Annotated in this window: 24 protein-coding genes; 6 read left to right on the top strand and 18 right to left on the bottom strand. The window is 43.3% G+C overall.

Features of this window, described 5'->3' with window-relative positions:
- Positions 1–26 precede the first annotated feature (26 nt).
- Positions 27–2,414 carry a penicillin-binding protein 1A gene (locus RMY64_RS19365; protein WP_322700887.1) on the bottom strand — a complete coding sequence of 796 codons (2,388 nt, stop codon included), beginning with the start codon at positions 2,412–2,414 and terminating at the stop codon, positions 27–29.
- 251 nt (positions 2,415–2,665) lie between these two features.
- Between RMY64_RS19365 and folK the strand changes: the two genes are divergently transcribed.
- The 3 genes from folK to RMY64_RS19350 all read left to right on the top strand — a co-directional run bounded on the left by folK (position 2,666) and on the right by RMY64_RS19350 (position 4,170).
- A complete protein-coding gene (gene folK / locus RMY64_RS19360; RefSeq protein WP_322682342.1) occupies positions 2,666–3,181 on the top strand; it encodes a 2-amino-4-hydroxy-6-hydroxymethyldihydropteridine diphosphokinase in 516 nt (171 codons plus the stop codon).
- 68 nt (positions 3,182–3,249) lie between these two features.
- Entirely contained in the window at positions 3,250–3,798 is a 549-nt protein-coding gene (locus RMY64_RS19355; RefSeq protein WP_322674675.1) for an NUDIX hydrolase, read from the top strand.
- 12 nt (positions 3,799–3,810) lie between these two features.
- Positions 3,811–4,170 (top strand): ADP-ribosylglycohydrolase family protein, encoded by a 360-nt coding sequence (locus RMY64_RS19350; protein ID WP_322674674.1) that lies wholly within the window; start codon positions 3,811–3,813, stop codon positions 4,168–4,170.
- Here the strand turns inward: RMY64_RS19350 and RMY64_RS19345 are convergent.
- The 11 genes from RMY64_RS19345 to RMY64_RS19295 form a co-directional block, all read right to left on the bottom strand.
- The gene (locus tag RMY64_RS19345) at positions 4,133–4,435 is read right to left on the bottom strand and encodes a hypothetical protein (RefSeq protein ID WP_322674673.1); all 303 of its coding nucleotides are present in this window, start codon (positions 4,433–4,435) and stop codon (positions 4,133–4,135) included. The two genes, RMY64_RS19350 and RMY64_RS19345, sit on opposite strands and share 38 nt — an antisense overlap.
- Before the next feature lie 4 nt (positions 4,436–4,439).
- A complete protein-coding gene (locus RMY64_RS19340; RefSeq protein ID WP_322700873.1) occupies positions 4,440–4,763 on the bottom strand; it encodes a hypothetical protein in 324 nt (107 codons plus the stop codon).
- Positions 4,763–5,086 carry a hypothetical protein gene (locus RMY64_RS19335; protein WP_322700872.1) on the bottom strand — a complete coding sequence of 108 codons (324 nt, stop codon included), beginning with the start codon at positions 5,084–5,086 and terminating at the stop codon, positions 4,763–4,765. Before RMY64_RS19335 ends, RMY64_RS19340 begins: the two co-directional genes overlap by 1 nt.
- A complete protein-coding gene (locus tag RMY64_RS19330) occupies positions 5,086–5,451 on the bottom strand; it encodes a hypothetical protein (protein WP_322700871.1) in 366 nt (121 codons plus the stop codon). The genes RMY64_RS19335 and RMY64_RS19330 overlap by 1 nt, the downstream gene beginning before the upstream one ends.
- Entirely contained in the window at positions 5,444–5,806 is a 363-nt protein-coding gene (locus tag RMY64_RS19325; RefSeq protein WP_322700870.1) for a hypothetical protein, read from the bottom strand. The genes RMY64_RS19330 and RMY64_RS19325 overlap by 8 nt, the downstream gene beginning before the upstream one ends.
- Position 5,807: 1 nt before the next feature.
- Positions 5,808–6,170, bottom strand: a complete 363-nt coding sequence (locus RMY64_RS19320; protein WP_322700869.1) for a hypothetical protein — start codon at positions 6,168–6,170, stop codon at positions 5,808–5,810.
- Positions 6,171–6,173: 3 nt separating this feature from the next.
- Positions 6,174–6,533, bottom strand: coding sequence for a hypothetical protein (locus tag RMY64_RS19315; RefSeq protein WP_322674667.1), 360 nt, complete (start codon positions 6,531–6,533; stop codon positions 6,174–6,176).
- Between the two features lie 127 nt (positions 6,534–6,660).
- On the bottom strand, positions 6,661–7,539 hold the full coding sequence (locus RMY64_RS19310) for a hypothetical protein (protein ID WP_322700868.1): 879 nt from the start codon (positions 7,537–7,539) through the stop codon (positions 6,661–6,663).
- Between the two features lie 2 nt (positions 7,540–7,541).
- Positions 7,542–10,091 (bottom strand): hypothetical protein, encoded by a 2,550-nt coding sequence (locus tag RMY64_RS19305; RefSeq protein WP_322700867.1) that lies wholly within the window; start codon positions 10,089–10,091, stop codon positions 7,542–7,544.
- Positions 10,092–10,122: 31 nt separating this feature from the next.
- Positions 10,123–10,536: a hypothetical protein gene (locus RMY64_RS19300; RefSeq protein ID WP_322700866.1), complete on the bottom strand. Its 414-nt coding sequence runs from the start codon at positions 10,534–10,536 to the stop codon at positions 10,123–10,125.
- Complete coding sequence (locus tag RMY64_RS19295) at positions 10,536–10,889, bottom strand: hypothetical protein (protein WP_322700865.1); 354 nt, start codon at positions 10,887–10,889, stop codon at positions 10,536–10,538. Before RMY64_RS19295 ends, RMY64_RS19300 begins: the two co-directional genes overlap by 1 nt.
- A gap of 218 nt (positions 10,890–11,107) precedes the next feature.
- Here RMY64_RS19295 and RMY64_RS19290 point away from each other — a divergent pair, with 218 nt between their 5' ends.
- Entirely contained in the window at positions 11,108–11,716 is a 609-nt protein-coding gene (locus tag RMY64_RS19290; RefSeq protein ID WP_322700864.1) for a tyrosine-type recombinase/integrase, read from the top strand.
- Positions 11,717–12,117: 401 nt separating this feature from the next.
- On the opposite strand, the gene RMY64_RS19285 is transcribed toward RMY64_RS19290, so the two are convergent.
- Positions 12,118–12,309 (bottom strand): hypothetical protein, encoded by a 192-nt coding sequence (locus RMY64_RS19285; RefSeq protein WP_322674661.1) that lies wholly within the window; start codon positions 12,307–12,309, stop codon positions 12,118–12,120.
- Between the two features lie 134 nt (positions 12,310–12,443).
- Between RMY64_RS19285 and RMY64_RS19280 the strand changes: the two genes are divergently transcribed.
- Positions 12,444–12,782, top strand: a complete 339-nt coding sequence (locus tag RMY64_RS19280) for a hypothetical protein (RefSeq protein ID WP_322674660.1) — start codon at positions 12,444–12,446, stop codon at positions 12,780–12,782.
- Here the strand turns inward: RMY64_RS19280 and RMY64_RS19275 are convergent.
- The 4 genes from RMY64_RS19275 to RMY64_RS19260 all read right to left on the bottom strand — a co-directional run bounded on the left by RMY64_RS19275 (position 12,706) and on the right by RMY64_RS19260 (position 14,474).
- The gene (locus RMY64_RS19275; protein ID WP_322674659.1) at positions 12,706–13,140 is read right to left on the bottom strand and encodes a DUF4102 domain-containing protein; all 435 of its coding nucleotides are present in this window, start codon (positions 13,138–13,140) and stop codon (positions 12,706–12,708) included. The two genes, RMY64_RS19280 and RMY64_RS19275, sit on opposite strands and share 77 nt — an antisense overlap.
- A gap of 63 nt (positions 13,141–13,203) precedes the next feature.
- On the bottom strand, positions 13,204–13,944 hold the full coding sequence (locus RMY64_RS19270; RefSeq protein WP_322674658.1) for a hypothetical protein: 741 nt from the start codon (positions 13,942–13,944) through the stop codon (positions 13,204–13,206).
- A gap of 82 nt (positions 13,945–14,026) precedes the next feature.
- On the bottom strand, positions 14,027–14,245 hold the full coding sequence (locus tag RMY64_RS19265; RefSeq protein WP_322674657.1) for a hypothetical protein: 219 nt from the start codon (positions 14,243–14,245) through the stop codon (positions 14,027–14,029).
- Positions 14,223–14,474, bottom strand: coding sequence for a hypothetical protein (locus RMY64_RS19260; RefSeq protein ID WP_322674656.1), 252 nt, complete (start codon positions 14,472–14,474; stop codon positions 14,223–14,225). The genes RMY64_RS19265 and RMY64_RS19260 overlap by 23 nt, the downstream gene beginning before the upstream one ends.
- Positions 14,475–14,555: 81 nt before the next feature.
- Here RMY64_RS19260 and RMY64_RS19255 point away from each other — a divergent pair, with 81 nt between their 5' ends.
- Positions 14,556–14,720 (top strand): hypothetical protein, encoded by a 165-nt coding sequence (locus RMY64_RS19255; RefSeq protein WP_322674655.1) that lies wholly within the window; start codon positions 14,556–14,558, stop codon positions 14,718–14,720.
- 304 nt (positions 14,721–15,024) lie between these two features.
- On the opposite strand, the gene RMY64_RS19250 is transcribed toward RMY64_RS19255, so the two are convergent.
- A complete protein-coding gene (locus RMY64_RS19250) occupies positions 15,025–15,423 on the bottom strand; it encodes a hypothetical protein (protein WP_322674654.1) in 399 nt (132 codons plus the stop codon).
- Between the last annotated feature and the right edge of the window lie 10 nt (positions 15,424–15,433).

Genomic DNA, 15,433 nt, shown 5'->3' with positions numbered 1-15,433 from the left:
ATAGTATTAACAATGCCCACTTGCGATTACTGTTGAGAAGGTCTAAGTCTATCCCGCCAAGATGGTTGTGACGATGAAGAACCAGAAGAACCAGAACTATTTTCGGGAGACGACTCTCGCCGACTTCTTCGACGCGGGGGTGAATCAGATTCTACTCTTCTAGAGCGTCGCCGTGGAGTAAATGATTCTGAAGAGGAGTTACTAGAACTTGATTCGCTGCGATCGCGCCTTCTCCGTCTTGGGGTATAATCGCTTGCTTGCTGTGTTTCTTGAGAATAGCTTCTTCTTCTTCTACGTCTCCTAGATGAACCACTCTCCTCAGAATTAGAATTTCTCGCACTTTCCCCTTCTGAGTCATCATCATCTTTAGAGGCAATAGAACGATTCAGCACTTGTTTAGGCTTGATGGATTGGGCTTTGATAGTGCCTTTGCGACCTTCTAACTTGGGTCGTTTGGGAAACTTTTCAACAGGCATCCCGTCTACCGCTTTTTCCATAAATTCGTGCCAAGTGTAAGCGGCACTACTACTACTACCATAAGTGGGGCGGTTGTCATCGTTACCTAGCCATACCCCTGTTACCATCTGAGGAATGTAGCCAATAAACCATAAATCGCGGGCTTCGTCGGAGGTGCCGGTTTTGCCGGCAACTGGTCTATTATCTAATTGAGCAGCACCACCAGTTCCCGCTTCGACGACGTTGCGTAGCATCCAAGTCATGATGGCGGCACTGTCAGCATCCAGGGCGCGTTTTGACTTGAAATTCGCTGACCAGATGACTTTGCCTTGGCGGTTGAGGATGCGGGTAATACCATGAGATTCTGCGTGCAATCCCTGAGTCGCAAAACTGCCATAAGCGCTGGTCAACTCTAGCAGATTGACTTCATTTGAACCAAGAGCCAAGGAGTAGGTGGGCTTGAGTTCAGATTTTATCCCCATATCATGGGCAAGTTTAATCGTTGGTGTAAATCCCACATCAATCAACACCTTGACCGCAACAATATTAACAGAGCGGGTGAGGGCATCTCGGATGTTCATTGAACCCCGGAAGTTTTCACTATAGTTTTTCGGTTCATAGCCGTCTACGACAAAGGGCGCATCCTCGTAGCTATCGTAGGGGCTTTTACCGGTAGCGATCGCAGTGGCATATACAAACCCTTTAAATGTCGATCCTGGCTGCCGTTGTGCTTGGGTAACTCGATTAAACTGGTTTTTACCAAAGTCTTTTCCCCCCACCATTGCCTTAATTTCACCATTTCGGGGGTCTATAGCCACCATTGCCGCTTGCTTAAAGTTTTCCCAGCGTCCTTGATTTCGCAATGTTTTTGCAACTGCCTCTTCTGCCACCTTCTGCCAACTTGGGTTCAACGTGGTTTCTACTACTAAACCCCCACTTTTTAGCACATCAGGAGAGACGTACTTCGGCAATTCTTTTTGGATGTAGCTGGTAAAGTAGGGTGATTCTATTTCCAGTCGCTTGGGTGAACTGCTTTTGAGGGTTAATGGCTCCTGAACGGCTGCTTGCCTTTGCTCTGGTGTAATTACTTTATCTTCTTGCATCCGTTGCAATACCAAGTTCCGCCGCCGTTTCGCCGCTTCGGGATTTTTGTCTGGGGCGTATAAACTAGGAGCAGGAGCTAATCCCGCAATCGTTGCCATTTCCGCAAGGGAAAGCTGGTCTGGCGTTTTACTAAAATATACCCAGGATGCATCTGCCACACCATAAGCTCCAGATCCCAAATAAACCAGATTTAGGTAACGTTCTAAAATCTGATCTTTGGTTAATTCTTGCTCCATTTTTTGGGCAAGGCGGACTTCCTTAAGTTTGCGCCAGATTGTCTGCTCTTGTTTCAAAAAGAGAATCCGCGTTAGCTGTTGGGTGATGGTGCTACCACCTTCTACCACACCTTGCGATCGCAAATTATTCAAACTCGCTCTGACAATCCCTTGCGGATCGACTCCATTGTGTTGCCTAAATCTTCTATCTTCTGAGGCGATAAAAGCTTTTTTTAAATTATCTGGTATTTGTTCTAGCTGTAGCTGTTCTCTGGCCGTTTCACCTTGTTGTTGTAATATTGTGCCATCAGCAGCTTTAATGGTCAGTGTTTGCTCTCGCAACACAGCATTCAACTCGGACTGATCTGGCAAAGTCCGATCTATTAAACTGATGCCGTAGATCGAGGCAGCTATCCCACCACCAATACCTAAACCTGCCCAAAACCAGAAGCGGCGATAGAGTGGTCTAGCGCCAGTTGACCGATTGACCCTCATCCTAGATGGTAAAATTTTCATTTTGCTCAGTAACTGCCTCGTCTGCGCCAGATGTGCTGGTGGTAAGCTCTCATTCGTTCCTCCTCGTCCAGAGTCACTCAAATTAGTCGGTCTTCGCTTGAACCAGGAGGTAAGCTTCCCCACGTCAGTTCCTCGCTCAAAGTAGTAAGTAATTATAACCACCATCAATCAACTTTGGGGTTATAGCACTACCATTGTGTTAGTATAATATCCTATAAATAATTAACTGAATTCACTAGAAAATAATGTTTTTTAAATTTAGTTAATTTAGTTTTGTAAAAAATGTTGCAGTTTTGATAAATACTGCGAATATAAAAGCTATTGACAACCATCCGCAAAGACAGCCCGAAAACGGCTTATTTCAGGAAAGTATAATGTCCACATCGGGCTACGACGAAGCAGAGCTAAGACGAAGCGCCGTTGCTCTTGGTAGTAATATTGGCGATTCTCAAACAATTTTATCAGCAGCTATAGAGGCTTTAGCCCAAACGCCAGGTATTGTTTTAGAAGCCAGATCCCATTGGTATCAAACCAAAGCTGTCGGGCCACCACAACCAGATTACCTCAACGGCTGCGTCATATTGCAGGTAGAAATACTTCCCCAGCAGTTATTAGAAATTTTGTTAGAAATTGAACAACAATTTGGGCGCGTGCGTCAGGAACATTGGGGGCCACGAACCCTAGATTTGGATTTGTTATTATATGATGACATTATTTTGGACACACCAAATCTCCAGATTCCCCATCCACGAATGCGGGATCGCGCCTTTGTGTTAGTCCCACTGGCAGAAATTGCCCCAGATTGGATAGAACCAGTTTCCGGGTGTGTGATTAAAGAGCTGCTGAAAGAGGTAGACTGTTCTGATGTACATTTATGGATGGACAATTAAAATTACCATCCTTAAAAGCAGAAGAACACTGATTTTGCCTCTGTATTCACAGATAATCAGATTTTACTATGCCATTAGGTAGAGAATTACCACAACTGCTAAGACAACGCCTGTTTCATAAAGGACGCAAGTTTGATTTTGAAGTTAATCGCTTGCGTTTGCCGAATAAATCGGAAGGAGAATGGGAATGTATTCGTCACCCTGGCGGTGCCCTAGCTGTACCAGTGACAGCGGAAGGTAAACTTATACTGGTGCGCCAGTATCGTTTTGCAATTCAGGGACGGATATTAGAATTTCCGGCGGGGACATTGGAAGGAAAAGAAGAGCCTTTAGAAACAATACAACGTGAAATTGCCGAAGAAACTGGCTATAGTGCCCAAAAATGGGACAAATTAGGCGAATTTTTCCTAGCTCCTGGTTATTCTGATGAAATTATCTATGCTTTTCTGGCACGAGATTTAGAAAAGCTGGAGACACCACCACCACAAGATGGAGACGAAGATATCGAAACTGTGTTTATGACTCCTGAAGAATTAGAAAAAGCTATTCTGGAGGGAGAGCCGGTAGATGCTAAATCAGTTTCTAGCTTTTTTCTGGCGCGTCCGTTTTTAATTTAATACTCTTTCCTTATGCTGCTAGAGTTAGCGATCGCAGATGCCTACGGTGCAGGTTTTGAATATGCAGACGAAGCGATCGCTAACAACGATTTGAGTCGATACGTTGAACATCCGCGTTTTCGACTCAATCCTGGCAGCTACACCGACGACACCCAGATGAGTATTGCCATTGCGGAAGTGATTGTCGCTCAAGCACCGTGGACGCCAGAAGTTTTAGCCGATAGTTTTGTTAGAGCTTTTAAACGCGATCGAAGAGAAGGTTATGCTCGAAGATTCTACCATTTTCTATTAGAAATTCAGGATGGGGAAGAGTTTTTAACGAATCCCCAGAGGGTTACTCACCAGGCTTGCAACGGATTAACCAAGCTTTAATCTCCCTGAGTTCATTATTTTGATCGGCGATTTGGTTCTCAATATCTTGGAAGCCGTAAGCGATATTTTTTGAAATCTCTGCTTGGTTCCTGACAAGATGATCGAAATTTCGCTTATCATTAAGGGCTTTTTCAGCAGCAGCTACAGCAATTTGAGTAGCCTGCTGTTTCTCAAACTTTAGTTTATTGTGCCACCAGGCTATCCACCCAGATAAGGCACCAATAAAAGCTAGTAGAAAGCTGGCAGCACTAGCATCAAATTTCATATTGCTAAATCAATTCTCGAACTAAAGCCTTACCACTAGTACCTAAAATCAGTCCAGTATCATCCCAAACGCCGGAAACAATCCCAGTGTATCCAAAGGGAATTTCGTAATATCCACCGGCGCCAATTCTGTAAGCAAAAACAGTCTTGGACGCTGAACTACCAAAATCGATGCATAAAGGAGCATTACTATAATTCCAAATAGTTGCACCTTTGCGATTGGGATTATCCGCAATTACAGTTTGCATCGTAGTGCTAACAGGCACGCTCGTAGGCGTAGCCACACCACTAGTAGCAGAGTTAACAGTAGTAGGATTCCAAAGAGCCATTAATAGCTACACTCCACAAATGAAAGCTTACAATTACTTGCCGCAACAGCAGAAATCTTGCCAGTGTAGAGATTATTTTTATTAATCTCGTAACTTCCACCTCGCGGTTTGATAATGATTCCTTTGTTCTTGACCGCGTTGGACGACTCCCCAAGAACTAAAGTGATATCAATGCTGGAATTATTGACAAAAATCGCATAACTTCTGTTGGCATTAGCATCTAACAAAAGAGTTCCATTGGTATTTAAACTCTTTTCATCATTTGTACATTTATCGAATGGAATAGCAGAGTCATTCGATGAATCAGAGGGATTGTTAAGCATTAAATTAAAGCCTCAATCTTGAAATTCCACTGAGCGAAATTTTGCTCAGGAGTAAAAGGTAAGTATCGCGAAGCTCGGATAACTTGAGGAGTTCTAATTACGTATCCTTGCTCTCGCAAATTATTAGGAACAGGGAGATTGTAAACTGTAGGAATATCAATTACCTTAATGTAACTATTACGTGAAGCACTGCCATCTGGATAATAAAATCTCAAATACGCACTGCTTTTAAACTTCCATTTATTCCAATCATCCAAATTTTGAATCGTCGTAATCACGCGAAACGTATCTGCTACAACTTCACCGGGGAAAGACTGCCATTGATTAGTGACAATCAATTCCCCAACCAACTCCCAATTAGCCACGAGAGACAACACGCAGGCTAAAGCCAACGCTTTGAATTGTGCCAGTACCGCCACCAGTAATGGTGTAGGGATCTCCCTTGAGAGCATCCAGAATGGTAGCTAATTTGGCGCTAGTGCAAAGCAATTTCAATCGGCTGGGTTTACCAGCAGAAGTCTTGGTAATAGCGCTGACTCGGCGCAATATACCTTTTCTTAAAAGTGCCTTGACTGTGTATTCTGGTAAATCCTCATCGGTATCTCCAGCAGCAGCGATACCTGTTTCTGTGGCAATTGCTCCAACGTACAGCCCAGCCGGAGCGCGAAACGCATACTTTACAGTGCCAACAGTTGCAACGAACTTGTCTAACTTTGCCATTTTATCCTCTAGAAATTTGTCTCATACGTTGATTAAGTGATTTGATTTCACCAGAAGCTCCATTAGTAATAGAGAATGATTTTCCCAATGCAGTATCTAAGATATTTGGGAAAACTAACTTATTACAAAGCAAGTTCAATGAACGCCTTTTACCGTTTATCAAAACGGTTGCACTAAGGCGAATTAACACACCTGAGTGTAAAAGGTTTTTGACTGAAACTTCTGGTTTGTCGAATTCGTTATCGGCGGCTGGATAAATACCAGTTATGCCACTACCGATGCTGTAGTAAAGCCCAGATGTTGATTTAAAGTAGAGCTTATCGAATGCCGCATCGGTAATAAAATACTTTTGCAGTTTGGGCATACATTACCCAAGTTGAATTCTTGTCGGGTAGTAAGCGGTTTTAATTTTGAAATTATTGAAAGTAGCGCCAACCAAAGATGCACGAGCTTGCATAGCTTTATCACCAGCAACAATTAATGTTGCGGTTTTACGCTTTGTGTTTGCACCAATATATGAAACTTTGATTTTGCGAATTAATCCATCGGCCACTGCGCGGCCAACCGTTGTAGAGGGAACGCCGGTGGGTGGGTCGCCTACAAGCTTTGTTACTCCTAAAGATGTCCCAAAGGTAGAGTAGACATCTGGCAGAACCAATAAAACCCTATTTTCTCCTGTACCAACAACGTGAGGTACATTTTCAACTCCTGCAACTCTTGTAGCCATAAACTAAGTTCAAAATTTATGTAGCAATTGATTAATCAATACCTAACACGGTCTAAACAGTGTTCCGTGACTTGGAAATGTTATACATTTCCCTATATCCTGGAACATCAAAACATCTCTAAGTAATTTACGTAATTAGTGCTGTATTCCTATAAGTAGTGTCTATCAGAAAAATTGGCGGTACAGAACCTCCAAAAGCAACATAAGCTTTACGGAATCGCAGGTTAGTTATTGGTCTATATACAGGTTCCTTGTACTGCTTACCTAATACAGTGTTAGTTTGGGTTGATGTTTGGGTGGTACTGTCTTTTTCTGGGGTAATGACATTGATTTTATTAATGTCAAACGGTTGGTCAATAACATTGCATAGTTTTTGATAAAGGGTCATTGCTTCAGCCTTGGAATTAACTAGCCAGCGACCACCTCTCGGAAATCCATTTGCCGGATCGGTGTAACTTACCGCTATTTTTCCCGAAGTGTAAACAATTCCTTTTTTGCCTTTTACAAATTGAGTTTTAATTTCTCTAGCAATGTCTAACAAATTAGCTTTTGTAATAGCTGGTAAAGCTTGACCAGATTTACAAGCGTAGCGAGTTAATCTACATGATTTTTCATGGTCTAAGCGCTTGCCGTTTGCTGGAACTGCTTGAGAATCTTGCGAAAAGTATAAAAACAATTGTGGATGCCCTGAAACAGGCAGCGCAGTATCTAAACTACTGCCATAAAATGTAGCTAAGTTTTTTCTTCCATAGCCTAACAAATCAAATAATAAATGATGGCGCAAACTCATTATTAATTGATTGTCGTTGTCCACCATTGTGCAAGCAACCCTTAAAGCACTTCTAGCAGAAGCAATGTTAGGTTTCCAATCATCGCCTAAATCACTAAAGTATTGTTTTACTAATGCATTGTGTTGAGGTATATAAATTTTTTGCAAATGCTCAAAAGGATCGAAGTTATCAGGCAAGGAATTTTCTGGAGGTGGCTTTGGTATTATGTCGGACATTTTTAATCACCCCCATCGAAAATGTCGTCAAGCACTAGCTGTAAGAAATTAGTGGAATCAGCTTTTGCTTGATCGCCCTCAGCTTTGACTACAGCAGGATCGGGAACATCTAGGCCGGGCTTGTAATGAATTACTGTGCCATTGGCGTTGTGAAGTGGATGTCCTTGCGCGTCTGTGGGGTCTATTTGTGATATCTCTCGCTTCAGGTCGGCGACGCTACTATCAACGCCGTCCTTTGCGGCGGCCAAAGCAATAGGAATTGCAGTGACTAGGGCGATTGCTTGCAAATTCTCACCAACGAGATTCATTTGATTAAAGAATTTTCCTTTCAAATTTGGCTGAGGATTCATATAACTGTAGGCATTTTCAAGAAGTACTCCACCCTTGCGAAGTGCGTTACCGATTTTGCCAACATTCCCGCCGATCACCTCTAAACCCGCAGTTAAAATACCTCCAAGTCCTAGCACTTGGTTATGGATGTTTAGTGCAGCCTGGTAAATACGGTTAGCTTGATCCCACTTTTGTTGTATTTGAGCTGCTGTTGCCTCTCCTACGGTGCTGACAATGACTTCGTGTACAGCCTTTCCAAGTACATTACTAATGCTTATTGGCGTTCCATCAAGTCCTTTCGGCAGGATAAATGCTGTTACTTGGTCAATAATCATGAATAACGTTTGACCGAGATTGGAGGACAGCATTAGCGCATTGTGTACCGTTGTTGCAAAAGTTAAAACCGCCAGGGCTTTTTCAATGTATGTATTTTCAGCAACGGCTGTGACTAATCCACTAATTCCACCTGTTACCTGTTGACCTAACTTATTGTTGATGACGTTTAACAGTGCTAAATTTGCGCCATTCACAACAGCACTTGAAGCGCTGACCACAGTAGCAAAACCAGTATTTACTGATGCTTTAATACCCGCTATTGCACTTCCCAATACACCCTGCGTTTGTTGATGTTGTGCGGCGATAAATGCCTTTAATTCAAATACTTCTGCTTGTCCCATATCCTTCCCGTCCTTACCATCTCTGCCAGGGAAACCATTTCTACCGTTAATACCATTTCGCCCATCTCTACCAGGAATGCCGGGTAACTGCACTTGTACAACAGTAGTGATACCGTTCTGTCCGTTCGTGCCGTTCGTGCCATTTCTGCCAGGTAATCCCGGCAGACCCCGATCGCCTTTGTCACCCTTGGGGCCTCTCAGTCCTTGCAGTCCTTTGACTAACTGAACCGTGGCGATTACAGTAGTTGCGAGCGCCAACGCTTCACCTGCCTTTTGCAATGCTTGACCACCGAGTTTTGCAGCCTGCTGCCCAATTCCTTCTGCTTTGATGCCTTGTTTGTAGGCTGTGGTGGCATTTTCATTTGCTGTTGCAGCATTACGAACTGCACCGTCAGCTGTCAGTTGCGCTTGTTTAGCATTGCCTAAAGCACTTTCAGCTATGCCTTGGGCCCTAGCAGATGTCACCTGTGCTGCCCCTGCCTTTAAATTCGCCGCCTCACCAATACCTTTGGCATCAAGGGCGATATTTTTCACTTGTGCGATTGTAGTTTCGTTGTTACCGATCCGGTTTTGAAGTCCCAGGAGTTTGCCAAGAACACGGGATAGGTCATTGCCAAGAGCCACTACACCGTTTTCTACTGCGTCAATGCGATCGCCAAGAATAACTAGTGTTTGTAGTTGCTCAATTATGGTAAATATCGTGCCGATAACCTGGAATAATTCAAGTACTCTACCTGCTAATCTGCCTGTCGCCGCTAACGCTTCTGAGCTTATACCGATTGCTTTTGCAGCATTCGCTACGGCAGTAGCGGTTTTTGATTCTAGTACGCCGATTGCCCTACCTAACCCATCAATTCGAGAACCGACACCATTTACTATCTGCCTTAATCCTGTCGCTTCAGTAGCAGCGTTGATAACAGCATTTGTGGCTTTCGCCGATTCCGAAATTGCCTGCCCCGACTTTGTGACAGCTTGATTAGCTAATCCCTTTGACAAAGATGATTCTCGTGCAGCGCTGGCTGCGATATCTTCTACTTGGTTCAGTCGCCTGAAGGCATCGGCCGATTGCTTTTCCAGCAGCGCAGCTTTCTTTTGTGCATTGCCTGCTGTATCAAATGCATTGTTGGCTATCTTTGTCGAAGTACCAGCGGCATTTGTTGCATTATTTGCTGTTTTTTCAGCCTGATAAGCCTGTTGAGCAATTCTTGCAATTTCCGCTCTATCAGCGCCACGATCTTGTGCAGTCTTCAGTGCTTGAGCTAGACCATTATCAGCAGTTTTTTCTACTTTAAAAAGCCTCTCTAGAGCCTGTTTCGATTGCTCTATAGCACTATTGACTTGCGGTTGTAGCTTATTACTTATAACTACCCCTGCTGCTGCTGCGGCTGTAGCAATATCCGGTTGTAATGAAGCTTTTATAGAATTTTTTAGCGACAACTCATCAACTGTTTTGATATTAGCAATTTGTTGCTTTAGTGCATTAATTTGTGATTGCAAATTCTGGCAGCAGTCGCACTTGCCAGCGCAATCGAGCGCTGATTGCATACTCCCAATTACGCTAGACATACTCATATATTTAGCCGCAATTCCTATTTTTTAATTGATTAGATAAACCTTCAATCTGCGCCCAATCAGAATTGCTGATGCACTGACCACTACAGCCAGTGCCGCAAGCAACTTCACAATCGGATAGTGATTGGTAAATCCCTGGGGTGCTATATACAGATTTTTTTATGCAAGCGCCGTTAACACAGTCATATTTCTCGCTCGGATTGGGAACGAACGATTTGGAGACAATATAACCATTGCCCCAGTTTGCAAGAAAAATTCTTCCATCACACGACGAAATCAAATTCATGGTTGGACTTGCGCTAACCAGAATCGGATTGTCGTCTGCAAAGCCAGGATAAGTTTCTGTATAGTCGCGGTTTCCAGTGTTATACAGTCGAGTTATTAAATTCCAAGTACCCGATACGCCACATCCTGACATTAGTAATTATCCGGGTCAATTGTTGAATTTGTGTCAATTTTTGCAAGGCTCAAAGTTAATTGATCTTGCCTATATGGGGTGTTATTAGTTCCCCTTGTGGTAAAACTTGAAAATCCGTCTGTAACGATTAAAGACTGGTCAATATTTGCATCAAAGTTGGTTTGAGTGAGATAACTTTTGGCGTTAACTACAACTGCGACTAAATGACCTTCTGCTGTCGCGGTCGTTGGAGTTGCTAAACCTGATGCCTGTAATGCTGAATCAGGAATAAACAGCCCTGCGCTTGGTGTTGTTGCTCCACTTGCTAGCCGTGTCGTACCTGTTCCAAAAACTTGGGCTAAAGTTGGTTCCATAAAACAGATTTTTGATGATGTGAATAAATCCGTTGTATGAACTAATCAAAATAATGTAAATGTTCCACTTTTATGTAAAACCGGAAGTTTCACTGACGACGTGCAACTATTGCAGTGATTACGATTGAGGCGTGTTTAGGTAATACCTGAAAAATAAAAACTTCCAGATTAACACCTCACAATGGTTAATCCGGAAGCCATAACATCAAAATAATTTTATGAAAAATAACCGCAATGGACAAGCGGCTGTTTTTACGGCCAAAGAATATTCTCGAATCCGTAATCACATCCAAAGTCAAAAATACAAATTACTTTTAGACTTAGCATGGTTTACTGGCGAACGCTGGGGGGCATTAGTGCAAATGAAAGTTGCGGATCTTTACGATGCTGAGAGCAACCCACTTAAACTGATTACTTTTCGTGCGCGGACTCGTAAGGCTGTAGGTGGTAAAAAGAAAGTTCAGAAAACTCGACAAGTGCCAGTACACCCAACCCTTTATGAAGTTTTGAAAGCATATACTCCAGAAGATCCAGATTCACAATGGCTATTTCCTTCCAAAAGGGATTACACCGAAGGGGAAGTCCCTAAGCACATCACCCTCAGATATGCGGATATGGTGTTTCGGGAAGCTGTACAAAAAGCTGGCTTGGAGAGCCGGGGACTTAGCACTCATTCCAGCCGCCGGAGTTTTGTAACCCATTTGGCTCGTAACGGTGTGTCGTTGCGAATTATTCAAAAGTTGTTGGGATATGCGGATTTGAAGATGTTGGCGGTTTACATCGATGTCAACGACCAAGACCTTGAGGGCGCGATCGCAACTCTATGAACCCCAACCTCCTATTCCTCCAAATCGAAATCTTCTTCGAGCGCTTGCAGCACGGACATTACGATCATCCTGTGTACTTGGCGATGGCATTGGAGAATCTGACCAATCAGGCATGGGATGAAGTGGATCGGGTCTATCCAAATCTGTGACAAATCACAGCCAGGGCGGATAAGCTGGACTGGGTTGATAACACCTATTCCACTGCATTGGATTTACTTGCACGATCGCACTTTATCCTATTTGTGTGATCGCTTTTTATTGAGAATTGAAGGCTTAATGAAATTCACTCCCAATAAAAAATTTGCTTTTAAGCACTTTTTCACGATAAATCAATGCTTTCAGCCCACTCTTGGTGGCCCGCAGCACAGCTTCTCCTTATTGAGAATGCTTGACACTATTCATTATTGGCTGTCTGGGTTGTCTTCTTGCCAGTCAAGTTCTAAATCAGCTCGCATCATTTCAAGTATCGCTTGTTCAAGCTTTTCATATAATTCAATTGCTTTTTCCCGTGACGACGCGCTAACAGTCAACTGTACAACTGTTTTGTCTTCGCTTAGGGAAAGACGGAAGTTATTATTTTTTGGTCTGGACATTGGATATTGGGGAAGAGGGAATGGGGAGCAGGGAGCAGGGTAGTGAAAACTGGCGATCGCCGGTTTTCAAATGATTGCATAAGTTTAAAAAACGCTGTATCCTGCCTTGAAACAGGCCTTTCAAGGTAATGGTAATGCTAAAGCCGGGAAAAAATCGCACCAGCTGGCAACCAGCTTGGAATCACGGTAAAACTCAATCAATCCGCGTACCAGTCGCACTTGCAGAAGAAATTTTAGAATACGCCTATGCAATCGACTCTGGTCTAGTAATGGATCGACAGATGATTTTACGGGCCATCGACTCTTTTGTGGAAAACAGAATCGCAGAATTTCACCCCAATCAACACAGCCGCACTGGCTCGACCAATAGCCGCCGCTGGGATGAACTGCGAAAATTCAGGACTGCGATCGCGCTCTCCCACGCCAGGAGCGAATTAACTCTTCAATCTCCTGGGGTGACTGCCCATCGCTAATCGCAAGCTCTACATCTGCTTTTTTGGATCTTGCGATCGCACTATTAACGCTACCCAAATAAAGCCGATGGATCTTTCGGCCTTGCATCCAGCAGTAACGGTAATACCAGTATTTAATAGAGCATCTCTCGACCCAGTATTCCTCAATCCAGTGGGTATCGTGTTGGGGGGCAGATTTTTGAGTATCAGTTACAACTTGCTCCCCAACACTTTTACACGGAGATTCCGAGTCTGAGATTTGCCCCCCAACACTATGACTATTTTGGGGGGCAAGTTCATCCCAAAACGGATCGTAAGTGTAAACGGGATTATCTTGCTTAGTGAAAGCTTCTAAATCAAAAAGTGTGGGTTGGTTCATAATCAAACTGGTTATTATGTCCGCTGCTTCCAGGAGGAAGCAGTTTTTTTATGCAGTTATCCCCTAGTAATCCCTTGGGAGCTTACTGGGGAACCAAGATTTTAAAGCAAGTAAAAATTCAGATAATTTAAGCGTTTCGTCTTTCCAATAACAGTTATGCAAGCAGTTGATTAACCATCCTTGAGGATTGTTAATTGCTTGATTTCCACCACGACGAGCAAAGTGCTTAAGAGCTAATCGGACATCTTCAATATCAAACTGAAAAAGTTGTCCAGTTGTTCGCTTCTTCGGGTCAAAGTATATTTCGTACTCAGCACAAGCTGTAAGTATGTCATGTCTCCTTTCCATCTCCACAAAATCGATGGTAGTAAGAGTAATACTATTGCTGCTGCTGTTAACCCCCGGTTCGGCATTAGTATCATTTGAGGTAGCAGAATCGTAACTAGAGTTATGGTTATATAACTTTTTTTCTCGCGGCTTCTTGGGTGGATTTAACCATGACAATGGTCTTACAAGTAACTTGGTTATCTTCCAAGAATATTGTTTGATTACTTGTAAAACGCGGCATGATACCAGTATTTCAAATATCTTTTTGAGGTAATTATGAGCGTATGGTTTCCCTCTGCTTTTTGCTACCCAGGCATTAAATTCTGATAAATCTGGTTCTATTTCACTTGCAATTTGTCCTTGCCTGATGAGCCACTGCCAAAGTATTTTTGCGGCGGGTGGAATATGGTGTTGATAGCAGAATGCTTCGTGTGCTTCCGTCCACGGAAGCGAATTTTTAAGTGAATTTTCTGGCATAATACTATTAGTGATTTTTCAAGGAGCCACCACGATCGCGAAATCTTCTGGTGGCTTTTTGGTTTTTTCGCTCAGTTACGAGCTACGAAAAGTCATTGATAAACTTCCGCATTGCTGACTCTGTTTTGAGATGTCCGAGGTTCAGCTTTTGCATTCCAATTGCAAGTCCTGGGTGGTTTATAAGCTCGTTATGTTTCATCAGGTCGGCACACAAAGATTGCCACGCTAAACTTATAAATCCCATGTCGAGGTATTCATTGGCTCGCTGTTTCGCCCAATCAAGATGTTCGGTTCTGTTCATGGTTTTTAAGTTTGAGTTTGGTTGCTGTCTCTTGTATGCGACCGACTAACTCAGGATTTTGTCGAAATAAGTTTGGGAGATCGCTCAAGACGTATGCTGTTAACACGATTGCTTGACTGGGGTCGAGTTCTGGGTCAATAGTGCGGATATAGTCGAAAAATTTCTCTAGCTCATAGACGGCAAGGCTTCTAGCTCTGACTACTTTTGATGTGATTTTTGATTTAGTCATTGGTCATTAGCAAGGAATAACGACGCCACCAGATCCAGCTCAACGGTGGCTTTAATGGTTTTTTTTGAAAAAGTAACCGACGTGTCAAATTTGAAAGTTTCCAGATATTGGTCATTTGTCATAAGTCATTGGTCAACTGCGATCGCACCCCACCCCCCAACCCCGCCGCGATCGCTCAATACTCGAAGAAACCATATTCAACTTCAAGTTGCTCAATATGGGTCAAAAATTTCTTTTCCCATATAGGGCAAGATGTTGGGCGATTGTATTCAGTAGGACAAACTTGGCTTTTTGGCTTAATGTCCGCAATGTGCCAGCTGTAAGGACTATTAAGTAGCGCTTGATTCGAGCTAATCTTGCAGTAGCTTTCTGTGCTGCACTCAGGAAAATGAAAGTCTTGTCCAATTGCTAATTCTGAAAAATTCATACATTGGTTATTAGTCATTGGTCGTTAGTCAACCGCGATCGCACCCCACCCCCCAACCCCGCGATGCCTGCGGCGGCAAGCTACGCAAAACAAAACCGCCCATACCTCAAAGGCAGGACGGTTTTATTCAGGTTCTTCAGGTTTTTCGAGCGACTGAGCAGCTATGTTGTAAAGCTCTGCTTTGATCTGTCTCATTCCTTCGTCAAATGAGTCTACAAATTTTTTGTTTTCATCAAGTCGAGCTTCAAGACGCTGCCGATGAGAACCAACATAGAATTTGAAACCTTGCTCCAATAACTCAAGTCGCTCTAATACTTTTCCAATATCGCCTTCTCCAGTGAGGAAGACGGCTGACCTAGCGGGATGTCCCCCCTCGCTATCTTCGCTACCAAGTCTGCCCTGCTCAATCCCATCGTTTTCGCCCTCGTCTCGAATAGCTCCCAGTCCTTCTGACTCAGGAATAGGGACACATTCTTCGCGTCGTCTGCCAGCTTCTTTGGTCTCGCCATGCTTTTTGTTCATATATGGTAAA

Origin of the sequence: Nostoc sp. DedQUE08 (genome assembly GCF_034530895.1) — a bacterium.
Classification (GTDB): domain Bacteria; phylum Cyanobacteriota; class Cyanobacteriia; order Cyanobacteriales; family Nostocaceae; genus Nostoc.
The sequence above is the reverse complement of the archived record's forward strand: the minus strand, read 5'-3'. Positions and strand labels throughout refer to the sequence as shown.

Coding starts and splice junctions, on each gene's coding strand:
- RMY64_RS19250 (WP_322674654.1), bottom strand. CDS start 15,423: ATGAACAAAAAGCATGGCGAGACCAAAGAAGCTGGCAGACGACGCGAA.
- RMY64_RS19260 (WP_322674656.1), bottom strand. CDS start 14,474: ATGACTAAATCAAAAATCACATCAAAAGTAGTCAGAGCTAGAAGCCTT.
- RMY64_RS19290 (WP_322700864.1), top strand. CDS start 11,108: ATGAAAAATAACCGCAATGGACAAGCGGCTGTTTTTACGGCCAAAGAA.
- RMY64_RS19310 (WP_322700868.1), bottom strand. CDS start 7,539: ATGTCCGACATAATACCAAAGCCACCTCCAGAAAATTCCTTGCCTGAT.
- RMY64_RS19275 (WP_322674659.1), bottom strand. CDS start 13,140: ATGAACCAACCCACACTTTTTGATTTAGAAGCTTTCACTAAGCAAGAT.
- RMY64_RS19265 (WP_322674657.1), bottom strand. CDS start 14,245: ATGAACAGAACCGAACATCTTGATTGGGCGAAACAGCGAGCCAATGAA.
- RMY64_RS19345 (WP_322674673.1), bottom strand. CDS start 4,435: ATGAAATTTGATGCTAGTGCTGCCAGCTTTCTACTAGCTTTTATTGGT.
- RMY64_RS19340 (WP_322700873.1), bottom strand. CDS start 4,763: ATGGCTCTTTGGAATCCTACTACTGTTAACTCTGCTACTAGTGGTGTG.
- RMY64_RS19300 (WP_322700866.1), bottom strand. CDS start 10,536: ATGTCAGGATGTGGCGTATCGGGTACTTGGAATTTAATAACTCGACTG.
- RMY64_RS19355 (WP_322674675.1), top strand. CDS start 3,250: ATGCCATTAGGTAGAGAATTACCACAACTGCTAAGACAACGCCTGTTT.
- RMY64_RS19295 (WP_322700865.1), bottom strand. CDS start 10,889: ATGGAACCAACTTTAGCCCAAGTTTTTGGAACAGGTACGACACGGCTA.
- RMY64_RS19305 (WP_322700867.1), bottom strand. CDS start 10,091: ATGCAATCAGCGCTCGATTGCGCTGGCAAGTGCGACTGCTGCCAGAAT.
- RMY64_RS19320 (WP_322700869.1), bottom strand. CDS start 6,170: ATGCCCAAACTGCAAAAGTATTTTATTACCGATGCGGCATTCGATAAG.
- RMY64_RS19335 (WP_322700872.1), bottom strand. CDS start 5,086: ATGCTTAACAATCCCTCTGATTCATCGAATGACTCTGCTATTCCATTC.
- RMY64_RS19315 (WP_322674667.1), bottom strand. CDS start 6,533: ATGGCTACAAGAGTTGCAGGAGTTGAAAATGTACCTCACGTTGTTGGT.
- RMY64_RS19350 (WP_322674674.1), top strand. CDS start 3,811: ATGCTGCTAGAGTTAGCGATCGCAGATGCCTACGGTGCAGGTTTTGAA.
- RMY64_RS19285 (WP_322674661.1), bottom strand. CDS start 12,309: ATGTCCAGACCAAAAAATAATAACTTCCGTCTTTCCCTAAGCGAAGAC.
- RMY64_RS19270 (WP_322674658.1), bottom strand. CDS start 13,944: ATGCCAGAAAATTCACTTAAAAATTCGCTTCCGTGGACGGAAGCACAC.
- folK (WP_322682342.1), top strand. CDS start 2,666: ATGTCCACATCGGGCTACGACGAAGCAGAGCTAAGACGAAGCGCCGTT.
- RMY64_RS19325 (WP_322700870.1), bottom strand. CDS start 5,806: ATGGCAAAGTTAGACAAGTTCGTTGCAACTGTTGGCACTGTAAAGTAT.
- RMY64_RS19280 (WP_322674660.1), top strand. CDS start 12,444: ATGCTAAAGCCGGGAAAAAATCGCACCAGCTGGCAACCAGCTTGGAAT.